Consider the following 19,310-nt stretch of genomic DNA (forward strand, 5'->3'; position numbering starts at 1 on the left):
CTTTGGCGAGGCGGCGCTCGACAAACTGGCCGCCTGGCGCGGCGATATAGGTCTCGACGACATCGAGCTGGTGAACCCGCACCATTACGAGGCTGCTCGCGGCAAGGGAGCCCTCATCATAGGATCCCATCTGGGCAATCTGGAGCTGTGCCGCGCCCTTGGCAGCAAGGCGCAAGGGGTACGCATCACGGCGCTGGTCTTTACCCGCCACGCCGCCCGCTTCAACACCCTGTTGCAGGAGGTGAACCCCGACTCCGGCCTCAATCTGGTGCAGGTGCAGGAGCTGGGGGCCGATACCGCCATCATGCTCAAATCGCGCATCGAGGCGGGGGAGTGGGTGGTGATCGTCGGTGATCGCACTTCGGTGACCAAAGAGAAGCGGGTGGTCTGGGCCGATTTTCTCGGTGCCAAGGCCCCCTTCCCGCTCGGCCCGTTTGCGCTGTCGGCCATCCTCGGCTGCCCCACCTACCTGATGTTCGGGCTGCGGGAGCAGGGGCGCTTTCGGGTGCATTTCGAGCCGTTCGCCGATGGCTCGCCCCTGCCACGCGCCGGACGCCAGCAGCAGCTCGAGGCACGGATACAGCACTACGCCAACCGGCTGGAACACCACTGCCTGCGTGCGCCGCTGGAGTGGTTCAACTTTTTCGACTTTTGGCATCTGACCGATGAGCAGGACTGAACAAGGCATGCACGAGATCCATTTCGGGGCCCGCCCCCTCACCATCGAAGAGGTCGTCGCGCTGGCCGAACGTCGCGCCACGCCACGCCTCAACCCGGCCCCCGAGTTCCGGGCCCGCATCGAGCGCGGTGCCGACTATCTTGACCGGCTGCTCGCCGAGGAAGGGGTGATCTACGGGGTCACCACGGGCTATGGCGACTCGGTCACCCGCGCGGTGCCGCTCGATCTGGTCGATACCCTGCCTCTGCACCTGACCCGCTTTCACGGCTGTGGCATGGGCGAGAACCTGAGTCTGGCCGCCACCCGCGCCGTGCTGGCTACCCGCCTCAACTCGCTGGCACAGGGGGTCTCCGGCGTAAGCCTGCCCCTGCTCGAGCGGCTCACCTGGCTGCTGGAGCAAGACCTGCTGCCGCGCATTCCCGAAGAGGGTTCGGTCGGCGCCAGCGGCGATCTCACCCCGCTCTCCTACGTGGCGGCAGCACTCATCGGCGAGCGAGAACTCTATCGCAACGGGGAGCTGACCAACACGGCCAACCTCTATCGCGAGCTCGGCGTCACACCGCTCCAACTGCGCCCGAAAGAGGGGCTGGCGCTGATGAACGGCACCTCGGTGATGACGGCGCTCGCCTGCCTCGCCTATTCCCGCTGCGACTACCTGATGCGGCTCTGCACCCGCATCACGGCGCTGGTGAGCGTGGCGATGGCGGGCAACGCCTTCCACTTTGACGAGCGACTGTTTGCCGCCAAGCCCCACCCGGGCCAGCAGCAGATCGCTGCCTGGCTGCGCGCCGATCTGCAGAGCGGCGAGCTGCCGCACCACAGCAACCGGCTGCAGGATCGCTACTCCCTGCGCTGCGCCCCCCACGTCATCGGCGTGGTGGCCGACAGCCTGCCCTGGTGGCGCACGCTTATCGAAAACGAGCTCAACAGCGCCAACGACAACCCCCTCATCGACGGTGACGGGGAGCATGTGATGCACGGCGGTCACTTCTACGGCGGCCATATTGCCATGGCGATGGACAGCATGAAGGTGGCGGTGGCCAATCTGGCCGACCTGCTCGACCGTCAGCTAGCCCAGCTGGTCGACAGCAAGTTCAATCAGGGGCTGCCGAGCAACCTCTCCGGCGCAAGCGCCGAGCGCCGCTTTATCAACCACGGCTTCAAGGCGGTGCAGATCGGCGCCTCGGCCTGGACTGCGGAAGCGCTCAAGCACACCATGCCTGCCAGCGTCTTCTCGCGCTCGACCGAGTGTCACAATCAGGACAAGGTGAGCATGGGCACTATTGCCGCCCGCGATGCGCTGCGGGTACTGACCCTGACCGAGCAGGTGGCCAGCGCCAGCCTGCTGGCGGCAGTGCAAGGGGTCGAGCTGCGCCTTGCCCTGCAGGGCAATGACCTGACCACCCTCAGCCCGGTGCTCGCAGCCACTGTCACGGCGGTGCGCCGCGATCACCCCTTCCTCTGCGAAGACCGGCCGCTGGAAACCGAGCTGCGCGCCATGATGGCCCGCCTGCAATCGCGCCACTACCCGATTTATGACGAGGTGCCCCATGTCTGAGCCCTGGCAACTGAGTGCCGAGGTCGATGTCACCGTCCCCTTCCACGACGTGGACATGATGGCCGTCGCCTGGCACGGCCACTACCTGCGCTATATCGAGCTGGCCCGCTGCGCCCTGCTCGACCGCATCGACTACAACTACCCGCAAATGGAGGCCTCCGGCTATCTGTGGCCGGTCATCGATGTGCGGATGAAGTACATAGCCCCGCTGCGCTTTGGCCAGACGGTGCGGGTGCGCGCCACCCTGGTCGAGTACCAGCACCGCCTCAAGATCGATTACCTCCTCTATGACCCGCAGAGCGGCAAGCGCACCAGCAAGGGTTACACGGTGCAAGTGGCGGTCAGCAAACAGAGCGGCGAGATGTGCTTCGCTTCGCCACAGGTGCTGCTCGACAAGCTGGGGGTGAGCGAATGATGGCCCGCCTCACCCTTCTGCTGCTGGCCCTGCTCTCCTGGCCCGCACTGGCAATCACCCTGGCCGACGTGCAGCAACAGCTCACGGCGGCGGATGCCCGCAGCGCCCGCTTCGAGCAGGAGCGCCAGATCAGCGGCCTCACCCAGGCGCTGCGCTCCAGCGGCGAGCTGCTGCTGGTAAAGGGCCAAGGGCTCTGGTGGCAGCAGCAAAAGCCCTTTCCCCTGACCCTGACCCTCACCCCGACACGCATGGTGCAGCAGCTGCCCGGTCAACCGGCCCAGACCCTCGACAGCCCGCAACTGCTGGAGTTCAGCAATCTGATGCTGGCCCTGTTCGACCCGAGCGAAGCAGCGCTGGATAACTACTTTCGCCATACCCTCTCCAGCGAGGGGGAGGAGTGGACCCTGACCCTCGAGCCCATCCGCTCACCTCTCGACAAGGTCTTCGCCAGTCTGGTGCTCAAGGGGCGTCACGAGCTCGTATCGCTCGCCATCCATGACAAACAGGGCGATGTCACCCTGATCCGCTTTGTTGACTGGCAGCTTAAAACCCTGCCCCTGAATGCCGAGGAGCGATCCCGTTTTGATGCTCACTGAGAAACAGTGGTGCCTGCTGGGGCGACTGTGGCTACTGCTCTGCGTAGCGGTCTGCCTTGCCCTGGCGCTGGCCCTGCCCCGCGCCCGCTTCAATACCAGCGTGATGGATCTGCTGCCCAAAGAGGAGCACCAGCAGTGGCATCCGGAAATCAGGGCCGGACTGCTCGGCAACCTCGACCGGCAGCTGGTGTGGCTGGTGAGCCTGCCCGCCGGCGAAAATGGTGAAGCCGCCGCGACCGCGTGGAGCAAGCAGCTGGCCGGCATCAACTCACTGGAACATCTGAAGGCGGCCCAGCCGACCCTCGCCGGCGCCTGGCAGAGCTACATGCGGCAGATGGCGTGGCAACACCTCACGCCGAGCGCACGGGCACGGCTGGCCAGTGGCCCGGAGGGGTGGAGTCAGTGGGTGCTGGGGCAGATCTACTCCCCCTTCGGCGGCGTCTCGCGCGCCGAGTGGCAGGCCGATCCCCTGCTGCTGACCCGCGCCGCAGTGCTTGAGCAGAAGAGTCCGATGCAGCTGGACGAAAAGGGCTGGCTCAGCAGCACTGGGCCGGATGGCCGCCGCTGGTATATGGTGCGGGCCGAGCTCAACCTCTCCGCTTTCGACATGGCGCATAACCGCCAGCTGCTCACCGAGCTGGCAACCGCCGAGCAGCAGTTGCGCCAGCACTATCCGGGCGTCGAACTGCTGCGCCGCGGCACCCTCTTCTACAGCCAGCACGCCAGCACGCTCGCCGAGCAGGATATCTCGACCATCGGGCTGGGCTCCCTTGTCGGGGTCATTGTGCTGATCTGGCTGGCGTTTCGCTCAGTGCGCGCCCTGCTGCTCTCCCTGCTGCCGCTGACGATGGGGATGCTATGGGGACTCGGCGCCGTACTACTGGTGTTTGGCGAGATCCACGTCTTCACCCTGGTGATCAGCTCAAGCCTCATCGGCATCTCCATCGACTATGCCATCCACTTCCTGAGCGAGCGGCGCCTGCATGGCCACGAGACACCGGCGCAGACTCGCGCCCACCTGCTGCCGGGGCTGAGTCTGGCGCTGCTCACCACCCTGATCGGCTATGCCCTGCTCTGGCTCGCCCCCTTCCCGGGGCTGCAGCAGCTCGCCATCTGCGCGCTGGCAGGCTTGCTGGCCGCCTTCCTGACTGTGCTGCTGCTCTTCCCCTACTGGCTGGGCGACCTGCCGCAGGGAGCTTTGCCCATCCGCCACTGGCAGGTGCGCTGGATTGAGGCCTGGCAGCGCCCGGGCGGCCTTCGCCGCTGGCTGCCGCTACTGGTACTGCTGATCAGCGCCATCGGCATCAGCCGTCTCGAGGTCGATGACGACATCCAGAAGCTGCAACCCCTGCCCCACGAGCTGCAGGCGCAAGAGCGCCAGATCCAGCAACTGACCGGCCAGCAGGGCGGTATGACCGGCTATCTGGTGGTGGGCAGCGATGGCGAGCAAGCCCTCACCCGGCTCGAAACACTGGCGGATCAGCTTGAGCTGGCCCGCCAGCACAAGGTGCTCGACCAGTTTGTAGCCATCAGCCAGTGGATACCATCCAAAGCACGTCAGCAGGCAGATCATCAGGCCATCATGGCGCTGCAACCGGGCGTCATTACCGCCCTCAAGGCTGCCGGTGTACCGGTGGAGGCCAGCGCTCGCCCCCTGGATCTGCTGACCCCCGAGGCGTGGCTAGACAGCCCGGTCAGCGAAGGGAGCCGCCTGCTCTGGTACGCCCTGCCCGATGGCCGGGTCGGGATCTGGGTGCCGCTGGCCGGCATTCACGATGCCGCCGCGCTGGCCCGTCTGGCCGACGAGCATGACGGGATTATCTGGCAGGATCAGCGCAGCCAGTGGAGCCAGCTCTTTGCCGATTACCGCCTCAAGCTCGCCGAGCTGCTGCTGGTCGCGGTGGTGCTGGTGATGGGGCTGCTCTGGCATCGCATCGGCTGGCGCCTGACCCTGCGCATCCTGCTGGTCAACGGGCTGGCTATCGCCATGGGGCTGGCGCTACTCGGCTTCAGTGCCCAGCCGCTCACCCTCTTTGGCGTGCTGGCGCTGAGCCTGATCTTCGGCATCGGCATCGATTACGGGCTCTTCTTCGCCCACTGCGGCAGCGAGCCTGCCCGCCAGCAATCGACCCTGCTCGCCATCTTGCTGGCGCACCTCACCACCCTGCTGGCCTTCGGCCTGCTGGCGCTCAGCAACACCCCGGCCATCGCCGGTTTCGGGATAGTGCTGAGCGGCGGGATCTTCACCGCGTTTCTGTTATCGCCCATGGTGCTGGCCCCGCGGCCAGCTGCGGAGTCATGATGAGATACTGGTACTTGCTGCTGGTACTGCTGACCGGGTGCAGCAGCCAGCAAGGAATTGAGGCGTTTATCGCCCCGGGCGTCCCCCTCTCACTGCCGGCGCCCCAGCGCGCCGAACCGCTAAACCGTCAGCAGTTGCTGATCGCCAGCGTCGAGGGCAAGCAGTATCAGCTGCTCACCGCGCTGGAAGCTGGCCAGCAGGGCATCACCCTGGTCGGGCTGATGCCGACCGGGGCGCGCCTTTTCAAGGTGCAATACGACCAAAGCGGCATTCACAGCGAGCGGCTGATCCCACTGCCCGGCAATGCCCTGCCCCCACCGGCTCAGGTGCTGGCTGACGTGATGCTCTGCTACTGGCCGCTGGCCGAGTGGCAATCCCGCCTGCCGGCGGGCTGGCAGCTGATCGATGAGGGGGATGTTCGCCGCCTCACCGACCCTGCCGGCGTGCTGGTCACCGAGATCCGCTATCAGAGCTGGCAAGGCCAGCGCGAGCCGGTCAGCCTGACCCAGCACCGCTTTGGCTACCGCCTGCAACTGGAGAATCTGGCGCAATGACCCTCTACATTCACGCCTACAGCCTCATCAACGCCCTCGGCCGTGGCAAGGATGAGGTGAGTGCCGCCCTCGAGGCGTGGCGCACCCGTGGCGCCAGCCCGCTCGATGGCGAGCGCTGGACGCTGGTCGATGGCCGCACCTCGCCGGTTGGCCGGGTGTGCCATCCGCTGCCAGCGGTGACGATCGCCCCCTACGACTCGCGCAACAACCGGTTGCTGCTCGCTGCGCTGGCCGATATCGAAGATGAAGTGAACGCCGCTATCGCCCGCGTCGGCCCGCAGCGGATAGCGCTGGTGCTCGGCACCAGTACCTCCGGCATCGGCGAGGCCGAAGCCGCCGTCGCGGCGAGCGAGCGCGGCGACCCGCTGCCACCACCATTTGACTACGTGCAGCAGGAGCTCGGCTCGCCGTCGCTGTTTCTCGCCGCCCATCTCGGCATTGAGGGACCGGCGATGACCATCTCGACCGCCTGTTCGTCGAGCGCGCGCGCCTTCATCACCGCCCGCCGCCTGCTGGCCAGCGGTCAGGCCGATGTGGCGCTGGTCGGTGGGGCCGACTCCCTGTGCGGCCTCACCCTCAACGGCTTTGACAGTCTGGAGTCCCTGAGTGAACAGCGCTGCCAGCCGTTTGCCGCCGGGCGCGACGGCATCAACATCAGCGAAGGGGCGGCCCTGTTTCTGGTGAGCCTGGAGCCCGCTCCGCTTGCCCTGCTGGGGGATGGGGAGTCATCGGATGCCTGGCATATCTCGGCGCCGCACCCGCAAGGGGAAGGGGCCGAGCGGGCAATGCGGATGGCGCTGACCCGCGCCGGCCTTGAGGCTGAGCAGGTCGGCTACGTCAATGCCCACGGCACCGCCACCCGTCTCAACGACGAGATGGAGAGCCGCGCGCTGGCACGCCTCTTCCCGAACAAGGTGCCGGTCAGCTCGACCAAGGTACTGACCGGCCACACCCTCGGGGCTGCCGGTGCGACCGAAGCGGCGCTCTGCTGCCTGCTGATCGAGCGTGGCCTGCCGCTGCCACCGCAGGGTGAAACCGCCGATCCGGCGCTGGGCCCCATCGCCCTTGTTCAAGATCAGGGGCCGGTCGATATCATCATGTCCAACTCGTTTGCCTTTGGTGGCAACAACGTCAGCCTGATTTTTGGCAAAGAGGCATCATGACTTTTCCTCCCATAGAACAACTGCTTCCCCATCGTGCGCCCATGCTGCTGCTCGAGCGCGTCACGGCGCACGACGAGCACGGGGTCTGCTGCGAAACGGTGGTAGGAGCCCGGCAGGCGCTGCTGCTCGATGACAATGGCGATCTGCCCGGCTGGTGCGGTATCGAACTGATGGCGCAAACCATCGCCGCCTGGGCCGGTATGCAGGCGCACAGCCACCATGAGCCGGTGCGGATCGGCATGCTGCTCGGAACCCGCAAATACCAGAGCCAGCTGCCAGTCTTCGCCGCCGGTAGCCTGCTGCGCATCGAGGCCCACTGCCTGCTGCAGGATGGCGGGATGGCCAGCTTTGAATGCAGCATCTGGATTGGGGATCGCGAGTGTGCCAGAGCCCGCCTGAGCACCTATCAGCCCACCGAGGCACAACTGACAGATTTACTGGAGCAGAAACAATGAACTCGACCGTATTGGTAAGCGGCGCCAGCAAGGGAATTGGCCGCGCCATCGCCATCAAGCTGGCGGCCGACGGTTTCACCGTAGTCGTCCACTACCACAGCGACCAGCAGGGGGCACAGGCGACCCTCGACGAGATCACCGCCCAGGGCGGGGCCGGGCGACTGATCCAGTTCGATATCGGCGATCGCGAGCTGTGCCGCGAACGCCTTGAAGCCGACATCGAGCAGCACGGTGCCTACTACGGCGTGGTCTGCAATGCGGGCATCGTGCGTGACGGCGCCTTCCCGGCGCTCACCGACGATGAGTGGGATGATGTCATCCACACCAACCTCGACGGTTTCTACAACCTGCTCAAGCCCTGCATCATGCCGATGATCGGGCTGCGCCGCGGCGGACGCATCGTTACCCTTTCGTCGGTCTCCGGTATCATGGGCAACCGCGGTCAGGTCAACTACAGCGCCTCCAAAGCTGGCCTTATCGGCGCGACCAAGGCGCTGGCGCTGGAGCTCGCCAAACGGCGGATCACGGTCAACTGCGTGGCACCAGGGCTGATCGATACCGGCATGGTCAGCCCGGAGGTAGAGAGTGAAGCGCTCAAGATGATCCCCCTCAAACGCATGGGGCAGGCAGAGGAGGTAGCCGGTCTGGTCTCCTACCTGATGTCCGACATCGCCGGCTATGTCACCCGGCAAGTAATTTCCATCAACGGAGGCCTGATATGAATCGACGGGTCGTAGTCACCGGCATGGCCGGTGTGACCGCCTTTGGCAACGACTGGGCCAGCGTCAAACCGCGCCTGCAGGCAGGACGCAATGCCGTGGTCACCATGCACGAGTGGGGGGTCTATGACGGGCTCAACACCCGGCTGGCCGCGCCGATCAGCGACTTTACCCTGCCGGCCCACTATCCGCGCAAGAAGATCCGCGCCATGGGGCGAGTCTCCGAGATGTCGACCGTGGCCTCCGAGCTCGCGCTGGAGCAGGCCAAGTTGCTGAACGAACCTGTGCTCAGCGATGGCCGCACCGGTATCGCCTATGGCTCCTCCACCGGCAGCACGGCGCCCATCAGCGCCTTTGGCGCCATGCTCAACGACAAGACCACCGCCAACATCACCGCCACCACCTATGTGCAGATGATGCCGCACACGACGGCGGTCAACACCGGCCTCTTCTTTGGCCTGCGTGGCCGGGTCATCCCGACATCCAGCGCCTGCACCTCGGGCAGCCAGGGGATCGGCTACGCCTACGAGGCGATCCGCCACGGCTACCAGACCGTGATGGTGGCGGGTGGCGCGGAGGAGCTCTGCCCCTCCGAAGCTGTGGTGTTCGATACCCTGTTTGCCACCAGTCAGCTCAACGATACCCCCGAGCTCACCCCGCGCCCGTTTGACCGGGATCGCGACGGACTGGTGATCGGGGAAGGGGCTGCCACTCTGGTGCTCGAAGAGCTGGAACATGCCCTCGCCCGCGGTGCGCCCATCATCGCCGAGCTGGTCGGCTTTGCCACCAACTGCGATGCGGCCCACGTTACCCAACCCCAGAGCCAGACCATGCAGCTCTGCATGCAGATGGCGCTGGATCAGGCCGGGTTGCGTCCCGAGCAAATTGGCTACATCAGTGCCCACGGCACCGCCACCGAGCGGGGCGATATCGCCGAGAGCCAGGCAACCGCCGCCATCTTCGGTGACAAAACCCCCATCTCCTCGCTCAAGAGCTACTTCGGCCATACCCTCGGCGCCTGTGGCGCCATCGAAGCCTGGCTGTCGCTTGAGATGCTGCACGACGGCTGGTTTGCTCCGACCCTCAATCTGGCCAACCCGGATCCTGCCTGCGAGCCCCTCGACCACATCACGGGTCAAGGACGACAGCTGGAGATCGAGTATCTGATGTCCAACAACTTCGCCTTTGGCGGCATCAACACCTCGCTGATCTTCCGCCGCTGGCGCGACGAGACAAAATAAGTAACATCACCGCAAGCAACGAAAAAGGGGCCGATATGGCCCCTTGTTTTATCCGCAATCCGGCGTCTCTATCCGCCTCAGCGATCCCGGTTCAGGGCGATGAGTTTGTCGAGCACCACCTCACCATCAGCCCGCAAGCCGTTGTGCTCATACTCGTTGGTGATCCAGGCGCGGCTGCTACCCAAACCGCGCAGCGTCTCGCGACTGTAGTCAAACTCCACATACATATCCTCGGCATAGACGGCGCAGGCCACCGGCACCTGGTTGCGGGCCAGCTGGGCCGGGTCATAGAGCGGCCCCCAGTCCGCCTTGTTGGCCAACAGATGGGCAGCCTCTTTCAGGGGCAGCAACTCGCGGAACTGCTCGAACATCCAGGGGAAGATCATCTCGCCAGTGAAGGCGAAATCCTTGCCGGGTGCCCAGTTCAGTTCGGGAAGTGCCTCTCTGACCCGGGCGGCGGCCCAGCGGGTCGCCTCCCCTTCGGCGTAGATGGCCTCGTGCAGGATGGCGAACAGCGGATTGGTATTGAATGGCTGCATGCTCTGCACCTGATAGAGAAACGCCGGGCTCAGCTTGTCGCCGATAAAGGCCTGCTCCAGCAGATAGTAGAGCTCCTCGAAGGCGCCCGTGGCCCCCAGATCCAGCCCCTGCTGCTGGAACTGCTCCACCGTCAGGCGCTGGCCGTTGGGCAGCTGCACATCGTGCTGGTGCAGATGGTTGGCCAGCCGGTTGGCGATGGGCTGGGCATGGGGGAAGCGGGCAAAGAAGGCGCGATTCTTGTCGGCCACCCGCTGGTAGGTGGCGCGGTAGACCTCCTCTGCACTGCGGCCAATCGGCGCGATGCCGCCGGTGATATAGACCTCCCGCAGACTGTCGGGGAAGAGCGAGAGGTAGGTCAGGCAGCAGAAGCCGCCAAAGCTCTGACCAAGCAGGCTCCAGCGGTGGGAGGGGCTCAGCTCCTGCCGGATAAACTCGGCATCCTGCACTATGCTGTCGGCGCGGAAATGGCTGAGATACTCCGCCTGCTCAGCCGGGGTCATTTTGGCCAGTGTATGACTGTGGATGGGGCTCGACATGCCGGTGCCCCGCTGATCGAGCAGTACCACCCGAAACTCTTCGAGCGCCCGCTTGAGCCAGCCACTGTTGGCGGTCGGGCGCGGCGCCCCGAACCCAGGGCCGCCCTGCAAAAAGAGCAGCCAGGGGAGCTTGTCATCGAGCCGCTCCTTGCGGCACAAAGTGCGGGCAAAGAGGGTCAGGCTCTCGCCATCGGGATCGTCGTGATCGAGTGGAACGGTAAAAAAGTGCGGCTCGCAGTGGATGCCGTCCAGTACGTAGTGCAGTGGGCTGCTCATCTTGACTCTCTCCATGTCGAGGTCGGAATAGGCTCAGCCCATCTTAGCCTCGCTCGCCAGCCGGGTCATGCCGCTTTTTGCGAATGTGGAAGCTGCTTCAAAGGGTGCAAAAAGAGGATTGAATCGCGCAGTCAGGGAGGAGATTGCTTGCTGAATTATTCTCCTGGCCGGGAGATTGACGCCATGCACTCATTCAACAAAGATGGCGAGCCTGCAGAGGAGTGCAGGGATTCAGGCCGACAAAATGGATAAGGGAACGTGATGAAACCAAAGTGGATCAGGGCCGGAAAAAGAGAGAAAAAGCCATGCCCTGGCAGCATGTTGCAGACCGGCATGCTGCTGTTCAGTGCCACCTGTGGCGCGACGCTCTTTTTAGCCGCCTGCAACGGCAGCTAGAAATGAAAAAGCCCGCTCGATTGAGCGGGCTTTTCGAATTTGGCTCCTCCTACTGGACTTGAACCAGTGACATACGGATTAACAGTCCGCCGTTCTACCGACTGAACTAAGGAGGAATTGTGGTGCCCAGAGACGGAATCGAACCGCCGACACGGGGATTTTCAATCCCCTGCTCTACCGACTGAGCTATCTGGGCAACGGCGCGCATTAAACCCTTTCCGGCGCATGGTGTCAACCACGCTGGCACGATAAAAAGTTTGTTCGCTCAACAACTGAACGCAACGGGTAGTTATTGGCCGTTTCGGGGCAAAAACCGGGCTCGCCACACCACTCTCCTGTGCCATTCATCACCAAACAGCGGGAAATCAGCGCTTCTGCAGGTTTGCCGCATTGAGCCGGATGCGCTGTGCGAGTATGCTTTGCCGCAACGATACCGCCTGGAGGCAACATGAGTCTGAATATGCAAGAGTGGCGTGAAGAGACCACAGAGATCGTCAACGAGCTGCTGGCCGACGGCAGCAACCCTGACGCGGATTACGACATTGAACACCACTTCGCCTGCCAGGATTTCGACCGTCTGGAAAAAGCAGCGGTTGACCTGTTCAAGGCCGGTTTCGAAGTGACTGATGCCGAAGAGATGGAACTGGATGACGGCGCCACCATCTTCTGCTTCGATGCCACCATCGAGTGCAAGCTGAATGTCGAAGCCATCGTGGCCGATATCGCCAAGATGCTGCCCATCCTCGAAAAATACGGGGTGGACTACGATGGCTGGGGCACCTACTTCCAGGATTGATCCTGCCCCATCGCCAAACAACAAGGCCACCGCAAGGTGGCCTTGTTGTTTCTGGCACGAAGTCAGCCCAGATAGCTGGCGGCGAACTCCTGCGGCGGCAGCGGCCGGCTGAACAGGTAGCCCTGCAGGCGATCGCAACCGGCATCGGTCAGCCACTGCTGCTGCTCCGGCGTTTCCACCCCCTCGGCCGTGATGCGGATCCCGAGTTCATGGCCCAGCCCGATGACGGAACGCACGATAGCGGTCGTCGCTGTGTTGCTGGCAAGCCCATGGGTAAAACTGCGGTCCAGCTTGAGGGTCGCGACCTTGAGCCGCGGCAGATAGGCCAGCGAGCAGTAGCCGGTGCCAAAGTCATCGATGGCCAGCTGGAAGCCGGCGGCGATCAGGTTGTCGAGGTTGGTCTCTATCTGGTCGGCATTCTCCATCAGAACCCCTTCGGTGATCTCCAGCTCCAGCTGACTGGCCTTGAGCCCATGGCGGACGATACAACCCTGTACCAGCTCGCAGAGGGCCGGATCACGAAATTGCAGCGGCGAGAGGTTGATGGAGAGCATCATCTCCGGGCAAGCCGTCTGCCACTGTGCCAGCTGGGCACAACCTTGCTCCAGCATCAGCTGACCAAGCTGGCCGATCACCCCCATCTCTTCTGCCAGCGGGATGAACTCGTCGGGGGAGATCATCCCCAGCTCGGGATGGGGCCAGCGACAGAGCAACTCGGCGCCGTGCAACCGGAGCGTTCTGCTGCAGACGATGGGTTGATAGACCGCAACCAGCTGGGCTGACTTGATGGCCAGTGGCAGCTGGGCCGCAATGAGCTGCCGCCGCTTGAGCTTGGCATGGAGCTCAGGATCGAACAGGGTGGTGTAGTGCTGCTGCCGCTTGCCCTGCGCCAGTGCAGCCTCCGCATGGCTGAGCAGCCGTTCGGCATCATTGGCCTTGCCCTGAGCCAGCCCGAGGAAAACCGGGATCTGGATGCGGTGCTCTTCCACCTGATAGTGCTCCATCAGCTGCTGCTGCAACTGCTGGCTCCACCCTGGCAACGGCTCGCTGAGCTCGGGCAGCAGCAGGCTGAAATCATCAGCCGCCACCCTGCACAGCAGCGAGCGCGGCGGCGCCAACTGCTGCAGCCGCTTGGCCACCTGACTGAGCAGGCGATCGGCAATCCGGATCCCGAAGCGATCATTGATCTCGCGAAAATGGTGCAGGTCGACCAGCACCAGCGTGGCATTACGGCCACCGAGATGGCGGCTGGTCTGCAGAAAGCGGGAGAGCTTGAGCAAGCCGGTCAGGCTGTCGTAGTGCTGCTCCTGTTGCAGCTGGGCCTGAGTGGTACGCAGCCCCGTGATATCGCGACCCAGCGTCAGCACCCCGAGGGAGTAGCCATCACCATCGGACACATCCACCCGGGTGATCTCCATGTGCCGCCCCTTGCCACTGGCGTCCAGCAGGCAGCACTCTCCCTGATCCATCCCTTGCGGCGCAGAGAGGCGATAGGGGATCTGGTGGCCCAGCACCTCCTCGGCCCGCTGCCCGATAAAGTCGAGAAAAGCCTGATTGCACTCCAGCAGCACGCCGTTATGGTCATCGAAGCGGATAATATCGGGGATCGCATCCAGCAAAAACCGCTGCAATACCTGCTGGTTCTTGACCGTCTGTTCGAGGTTTTTTCGTTGCGCAATCTCGTTGACCACGCCAAACACGGCATAAGGCTCGCCCTGCTGGTCATAGAGCGGCACCTTGTGGATCTCCATCCAGCTGGTGTTGCCGCCGCTGTTGCAGTGGAGTTGCTGATAAAGCAGCGGCTCCCCCTTCGCCAGCAGTTGCTTGTCCTCCTCGCTAAAGATGTCTCCCCACGGCATCTGCGCATTCGTCTTGCCGACGACTTCGGCAGGCGAGAGATAGCCTGCCTCGCTGGCAAACATGCGGTTGGCAAAGAGGTAGCACCCATGCTTATCCCGACAGAAGATACTCATTGGCAGATGGTCGATGATCTGCTGCAGCAGATCCGGGGTGAGCATGTTGTTCACAGGGGCGCTTATGGAGGAATTTCGAGCAAATCTATGATAGCAAACCGGTTTTGTAAAGCGACCTGACTGGCACAATAACGCGGTCGATGCAGGATGCTTGCTGACAGAGATTGTCGCTCCGGAGATAATAGGCGCCGGTTGGCCAATGGCCGGATGAAATGGACGAGAGAAAGAAGATGAAAAAGATTATGGGAGGCGCTCTGGCGCTGCTGCTGGTCGGTTGTGCCGGTGACAACAATGGTGGTGAAGAGTACCGCTACAACCCGCCGATTGCCAAGGCGACCAACAATACCCAGGAGATGGCGATCCCAGTTGACTTGGTATGGGCCCGTGCCGAGAAGTGGTTCACCGATCACGGCCTCAACATCGAAAACAGCCAGCGCGGTTCCGGCCTGATGACCGCCAACGTCGAGCACTCTGCCGACGGTCTGGAGTGGCTGGATTGCGGTACCATGGGCTCCAAAGTCGCGCTGGGTAACCCCAACCTGCAGATCAACCTGATCATCACCCAGAGCGGCAACAGCAGCGTGGCGACCGTCAACGTCAAGGGCAACACCGAGCTGTTCTTCGTTGAATCCTCAGGCGAGCGCGTACCGGCCCCCTCCATCAAGCCGGTCTGTGTCTCTCGCGGAACCCTGGAGCAGAGTCTGTTCGCCACCCTCGGCAACTGATTTTTCTTCGCTTAAAAATAAAAAAGCGGCAGATTTCTCTGCCGCTTTTTATCGCGTAGCTGTTAGTGCTTACGGCTTGTCAATATCGAGCATGTGATTATTCAACATGTAATCGATCACCTGATTGGCCGTGGTCGCCGAACCGCCCGTCAGACTGCCAAAGGTGTGGTTCATCAACACGATTTCTTGGGTAATCGCAGAAGTAGAGCTGCCCTCCCTGACCTGCAGATGCACCCCTTCGTTGTCCTCAAACACCGAGAGCAGGCTCTTCAGATCGTTCTGGTTGCGAGAACCGTCGTGATCCAGCAAATCGCGCAGATCCAGCTTGTCACTTTCCGAAAGATTGACAGTGCCTGACCCCTTGTTGAAGTCCATGATGTAATCCTTGGTCAGAGAGCCGGATACGGTATCCCCCTTGTTCCAGACAAAAGTATCTGAACCGCCATCACCACGCATCACATCGTTGCCGAGCCCGCCGATCAGGATATCGTTCCCCAGACCACCACGCAGCGCATCGTTGTGACTGCCACCATCGATGTAGTCGTCACCGGTGCCACCAAACAGGATGTCGGAGCCTGATTGCCCGTATATCTTGTCATTGCCACTGCCACCATTGACCACATCCGCTTGTCGGCTGCTCACATCAACGCTCAGCAGCAGACCGTCACCATCAAGCATGGCATCGGCACCAGACAAGCTGCCGGTCATGATGTGATGAGCCTTGAGCTGATCTACCGTCAGTTGCAACGAATCGTCGGTACCAAATCCATCAGCTCCGGTTTTACCTGCATAAATCACATCGTTGCCGCTGCCGGTTTCGATATGGTCATTGCCGGCACCGCTGCTAACGATCTGGTCGGCACTTCCCTTGTTGTAGCTGGTACCGCTATGTATATGGTCGGTGCCGCCGTTACTGGTTGTGACTTCACCCAGCAGATTACCGCCGAAGGAAACATCCATGCGGTCAGGATTAGCCGCTCTCTCGCCATTGCGCACCACGATGGAATCATTGAGGTCGGTACCATCAACAGTTAGCGGCAGATGAACCGGAACCCCGTTACTGTCCACCGGGTTGACGCTGATGGTCAGAGTACTGTTGGTGGTGTCGCCATCACCATCGCGCACGCTGTAGCTAAACACTTCGCGCGCATCAGCCGGGATTTGACTGCCATTCTTGGTGACCTGATAGGTATAGGCACCGTTGGCCAGAATGGTCAGCACCCCGTACAGACCAACTACCTGGGTACCAGCGCCGTTGGTATAGGTGGTCGAGCTGCTGCCGACTCCGTAGCCAATGACACTCAGGACACCATCAGCACCGGCAAGATCGTTGGCCAGCACATTTCCTGTGGTCTGCGGCAGCTGATAACCAGATCCCTCCACCAACTTGACGATCAGATCGAAGCTGTTGCTGGCATTCTCTTTGGTGTAAATAGTCTTCACCACATTGCCACCCGCATCGCGGAAACCCAGTACCTCCAGCGTGTATGCCTTACCTTCAAAGTTGAAGGTTGCGGTCGTATTACCGATCGAGATGATGTCATCACCATTCCCCCATTTGTCATTGGGGGTTTCGTTATGATTGAAATTCACAACAAGTTTTATTGGTGTGACCCGTCCCAGTGCATCAGTTACGGAGAAAGTGACCTCCATCGTTGCAGCACTGATAGCATCGTTATAAATCGGGTTGTTGTAGTGAGTGAATGTGCCCAGTTTGATCTCTTCATTGATCGGAATTGCGCCATTCAATGCCGCATCATTGTCCAGGAAGCCGTAGCCAGACGGATTACTACCCCCACCCCAACGAATCTGATCTTTACCTGGGTTAACATCATCAGAGTCACTGACTTTGACATACGAACCACCACTCCAATTTACCCAGTTAGCATCAACCCCCGAAACTTGGAATGAATCAACAACCACATTAACTTTGGCATCATCGACCACAGCAACCGGTACATCATCACGCACGGCAACATCGAAAGAGCCGCTCGCAGTGTCGGAACCAGCTTTGCTCACCTCATAATTCACCGTGAGACGCAGCTCATCCTGACTGTTCAATACGCTGCTTTGACCATCCACAAGGTGGCTGAGCGGCTTGATCAGGGTGAAGGTATAGCTCGGCGGATTCGAGTTGTTGTCTACCGTTACGGTAAAGGCCACATTGGCCAGGTTGGTTCCAAAGTAACCTTTGAGACCCGCACCATCCTGCACCACATTCACGGGCTGGCCATCAATGCCGGTAATGCCACTCAATCCGGTGATGCTGACCAACTTGAGCTGAACGCCGGATACGTTGCCACCATTGCCATCGGTAACCTGCAGCGATTGAGTCACCGAAAGCGGACCGCTGGTCGGCGTCCCGACAGGCTCGGGCAAGACGGCGTTGCCACCAGACAAACCATCCTCATCGACCAGACCACCACCGAGCCGCACCGAGAAATCATTGTCGACTATGGTGCCGGTGCCACTCTTGTCACCCACAGTCACTTGCAGAGTCTCGTTAGTCTCAACCAGACGATCGTTCACTGTAGGCACAGTAACCGTGAAGCTGGTCACCCCTGCAGGAACGCTCACGCTCTTACCATCAGCGCTCAAAGTCACACCATTGCTAAATGTTGGTCTTCCCCAATCAGCGCTTGTCGCGGAATTCGTTCCAGTGCCAGCAATGGAGAAGTTGTACTCGGTCGCCACATTAGTCACCCCGCTAAGGGTCACGACATGTTGCAGACTGGTACCTTCAAGCTCGCTGTCACTTGCTATATTGACCACTGTCGGGCGTACTAGCGGGTTGACAGCAAAGCTGCCTTGCGAGCCGTCACCATCGCGATCATATGCCTTGAAGGTAAAGTCGATGTCGCCATCGTCCGGACGCTGCATCTCGGCATACTGGAAGAACTCCCACTTGCCGGTAGCAGGGGTGAACTCCAACTTGAAGACCAATTTGCCACTCTCATCATTCCCCAGCAGGGTGTTGTTCCCACTCTTACTGATAGTGATGGGGGAGCCAGTGGCCGTCAGCAGGCCACGTTCAAAATCTTCCGGCTTGATGTCCAGCGCCATATAACCTTTACCATCCGCCCCCCATTGCGTTGCAACTGTACCCGAACCATAAGCAATAGCCTGCGGGGTAGAGGAGCCTATGAACTCGATAGACTTGACGGTAAAGTCGCTGTTGTCTGAGGTATTGGTGTTGCCGTTGTTGGTGGCCTTGATCACCATGGTGTCAAAACCGCCCTGCTGCACCTGGAAGTTCTGGTTGTACTCTCCACCTGCCGCATCCGAGCTAAATGTCAGTGTGGAGATCAATACTCCTCCGCGGTAAAACTCCACGACACCACTCTCCTTCTCGCCGCCAAACATCTGGCTGAACTTGATGTTGGCACCATAGGCCACGGTTCCCGGATCGAGCTTGACGATTAGCTCCTCAGATGCAGACTTGCCATTGTCAAAGAGGCGAAAATCAACTTCATTGGCCAGGTTGTGATAAGGGCTATTGCTACTGGCAACACCAAGCCCAGCTGTTGAAGCATTAACATCTGCAGCAATAAGAGTTGAATCGGTCGACGACTTGAATCCTTTTGCCGTGATTTTAAACCCGTCCAGATCAAGCTCTCTCTGGTTTGCTGTTGCCGAGTACCGAGTCAAATCAAACAGACCAGTCAATACATTCGGAATGTTTGTCTTAGTGACGGAAATACCATCGGTGGCAAGAGCAATGGGAGCATCGTCTTCAACGGTGATGGGCAGCCAACCGACCGTAGTACTCTGACCATCAGAAACAGAGACTCCGACGTTGAAGCTCAGCGTGTCCTCGGCACCAGCCACCGGATGATCGAGGGCACCTTTCAGAGTTACGTCATAACCCCAATCGCCTTTGGTGCTTCCTGCAGGTGCGGTCAGTTTGACATCAAGCACAGCCTTATAGTCCGCACCACCCAAGGTACCGGTATACCCGGTCAGCACCTTGCCTGATGCATCCCAACTCCACTTCACATCCAGCCCGCCAGCCTTGAGCCCTGACGGGCCAGAGAGGCTGACCATAACGCTACTGCTATCGGCATCACCCACAGTAATAGTCCCGCTGGCGACGGTCGCATTCGTGGTATCTGTATTACCTGTGGTATCAGGCAACCCGTTGGCCAGCCCCTCTTCGGACACCACCGCAGGTTTATTGATCACCACGGTAGGGGGAGCATCGTTGTCCACAATGACGCTCTCAGCACTACCTTTTCCATTTACTATCGAGATAGCTTCAAATGCTGAATTGGTCTTCACACCACTGATAGTTACAGCAAGCTTTTCATCCATCTCATAAATGGTGTCGTTTACTGTAGTAACAGTAAATTCGGCCTTGCCGTTCGCGCCGATGGTCACGCTGGCCGG

The 19,310-nt window shown here is 61.2% G+C and carries 15 protein-coding genes and 2 tRNA genes; 12 read left to right on the forward strand and 5 right to left on the reverse strand.

Features of this window, described 5'->3' with window-relative positions; genetic code table 11:
- The 10 genes from AACS24_RS10735 to AACS24_RS10780 all read left to right on the forward strand — a co-directional run.
- The coding region (locus AACS24_RS10735) for an LpxL/LpxP family acyltransferase (protein WP_441296531.1) at positions 1-679 on the forward strand (679 nt) is incomplete at its 5' end.
- Between the two features lie 7 nt (positions 680-686).
- Positions 687-2,237 carry an HAL/PAL/TAL family ammonia-lyase gene (locus AACS24_RS10740; protein ID WP_375123989.1) on the forward strand — a complete coding sequence of 517 codons (1,551 nt, stop codon included), beginning with the start codon at positions 687-689 and terminating at the stop codon, positions 2,235-2,237.
- The gene (locus AACS24_RS10745) at positions 2,230-2,652 is read left to right on the forward strand and encodes an acyl-CoA thioesterase (protein ID WP_141689715.1); all 423 of its coding nucleotides are present in this window, start codon (positions 2,230-2,232) and stop codon (positions 2,650-2,652) included. The genes AACS24_RS10740 and AACS24_RS10745 overlap by 8 nt, the downstream gene beginning before the upstream one ends.
- A complete protein-coding gene (locus tag AACS24_RS10750; protein ID WP_108570667.1) occupies positions 2,652-3,248 on the forward strand; it encodes an outer membrane lipoprotein carrier protein LolA in 597 nt (198 codons plus the stop codon). The genes AACS24_RS10745 and AACS24_RS10750 overlap by 1 nt, the downstream gene beginning before the upstream one ends.
- On the forward strand, positions 3,235-5,550 hold the full coding sequence (locus tag AACS24_RS10755) for an MMPL family transporter (protein WP_375123990.1): 2,316 nt from the start codon (positions 3,235-3,237) through the stop codon (positions 5,548-5,550). The genes AACS24_RS10750 and AACS24_RS10755 overlap by 14 nt, the downstream gene beginning before the upstream one ends.
- Complete coding sequence (locus AACS24_RS10760; RefSeq protein WP_108570657.1) at positions 5,550-6,104, forward strand: DUF3261 domain-containing protein; 555 nt, start codon at positions 5,550-5,552, stop codon at positions 6,102-6,104. Before AACS24_RS10755 ends, AACS24_RS10760 begins: the two co-directional genes overlap by 1 nt.
- Complete coding sequence (locus tag AACS24_RS10765; protein ID WP_108570658.1) at positions 6,101-7,267, forward strand: beta-ketoacyl-[acyl-carrier-protein] synthase family protein; 1,167 nt, start codon at positions 6,101-6,103, stop codon at positions 7,265-7,267. The genes AACS24_RS10760 and AACS24_RS10765 overlap by 4 nt, the downstream gene beginning before the upstream one ends.
- Positions 7,264-7,722 (forward strand): ApeP family dehydratase, encoded by a 459-nt coding sequence (locus AACS24_RS10770; RefSeq protein ID WP_108570659.1) that lies wholly within the window; start codon positions 7,264-7,266, stop codon positions 7,720-7,722. The genes AACS24_RS10765 and AACS24_RS10770 overlap by 4 nt, the downstream gene beginning before the upstream one ends.
- Positions 7,719-8,444: a 3-ketoacyl-ACP reductase FabG2 gene (locus AACS24_RS10775; protein WP_108570660.1), complete on the forward strand. Its 726-nt coding sequence runs from the start codon at positions 7,719-7,721 to the stop codon at positions 8,442-8,444. Before AACS24_RS10770 ends, AACS24_RS10775 begins: the two co-directional genes overlap by 4 nt.
- On the forward strand, positions 8,441-9,682 hold the full coding sequence (locus tag AACS24_RS10780) for a beta-ketoacyl-ACP synthase (RefSeq protein ID WP_108570661.1): 1,242 nt from the start codon (positions 8,441-8,443) through the stop codon (positions 9,680-9,682). The genes AACS24_RS10775 and AACS24_RS10780 overlap by 4 nt, the downstream gene beginning before the upstream one ends.
- Positions 9,683-9,759: 77 nt before the next feature.
- Here the strand turns inward: AACS24_RS10780 and AACS24_RS10785 are convergent, their stop codons facing one another.
- The 3 genes from AACS24_RS10785 to AACS24_RS10795 all read right to left on the reverse strand — a co-directional run bounded on the left by AACS24_RS10785 (position 9,760) and on the right by AACS24_RS10795 (position 11,626).
- The gene (locus AACS24_RS10785) at positions 9,760-11,034 is read right to left on the reverse strand and encodes an alpha/beta fold hydrolase (protein ID WP_108570662.1); all 1,275 of its coding nucleotides are present in this window, start codon (positions 11,032-11,034) and stop codon (positions 9,760-9,762) included.
- Positions 11,035-11,470: 436 nt separating this feature from the next.
- A tRNA-Asn gene (locus tag AACS24_RS10790) sits at positions 11,471-11,546 on the reverse strand.
- Between the two features lie 4 nt (positions 11,547-11,550).
- A tRNA-Phe gene (locus AACS24_RS10795) sits at positions 11,551-11,626 on the reverse strand.
- Positions 11,627-11,890: 264 nt separating this feature from the next.
- Between AACS24_RS10795 and rraB the strand changes: the two genes are divergently transcribed.
- Positions 11,891-12,226: a ribonuclease E inhibitor RraB gene (gene rraB, locus AACS24_RS10800; RefSeq protein ID WP_033114697.1), complete on the forward strand. Its 336-nt coding sequence runs from the start codon at positions 11,891-11,893 to the stop codon at positions 12,224-12,226.
- 62 nt (positions 12,227-12,288) lie between these two features.
- Here the strand turns inward: rraB and AACS24_RS10805 are convergent, their stop codons facing one another.
- Positions 12,289-14,253, reverse strand: coding sequence for a sensor domain-containing protein (locus tag AACS24_RS10805; protein WP_108570663.1), 1,965 nt, complete (start codon positions 14,251-14,253; stop codon positions 12,289-12,291).
- A gap of 176 nt (positions 14,254-14,429) precedes the next feature.
- Here AACS24_RS10805 and AACS24_RS10810 point away from each other — a divergent pair, with 176 nt between their 5' ends.
- Positions 14,430-14,924: a hypothetical protein gene (locus AACS24_RS10810; protein ID WP_033114575.1), complete on the forward strand. Its 495-nt coding sequence runs from the start codon at positions 14,430-14,432 to the stop codon at positions 14,922-14,924.
- Between the two features lie 69 nt (positions 14,925-14,993).
- On the opposite strand, the gene AACS24_RS10815 is transcribed toward AACS24_RS10810, so the two are convergent.
- The gene (locus AACS24_RS10815; RefSeq protein WP_108570664.1) at positions 14,994-19,301 is read right to left on the reverse strand and encodes a choice-of-anchor K domain-containing protein; all 4,308 of its coding nucleotides are present in this window, start codon (positions 19,299-19,301) and stop codon (positions 14,994-14,996) included.
- Between the last annotated feature and the right edge of the window lie 9 nt (positions 19,302-19,310).

Origin of the sequence: Aeromonas sp. HMWF016, assembly GCF_963878195.1 — a bacterium.
GTDB lineage: Bacteria > Pseudomonadota > Gammaproteobacteria > Enterobacterales > Aeromonadaceae > Aeromonas > Aeromonas lacus.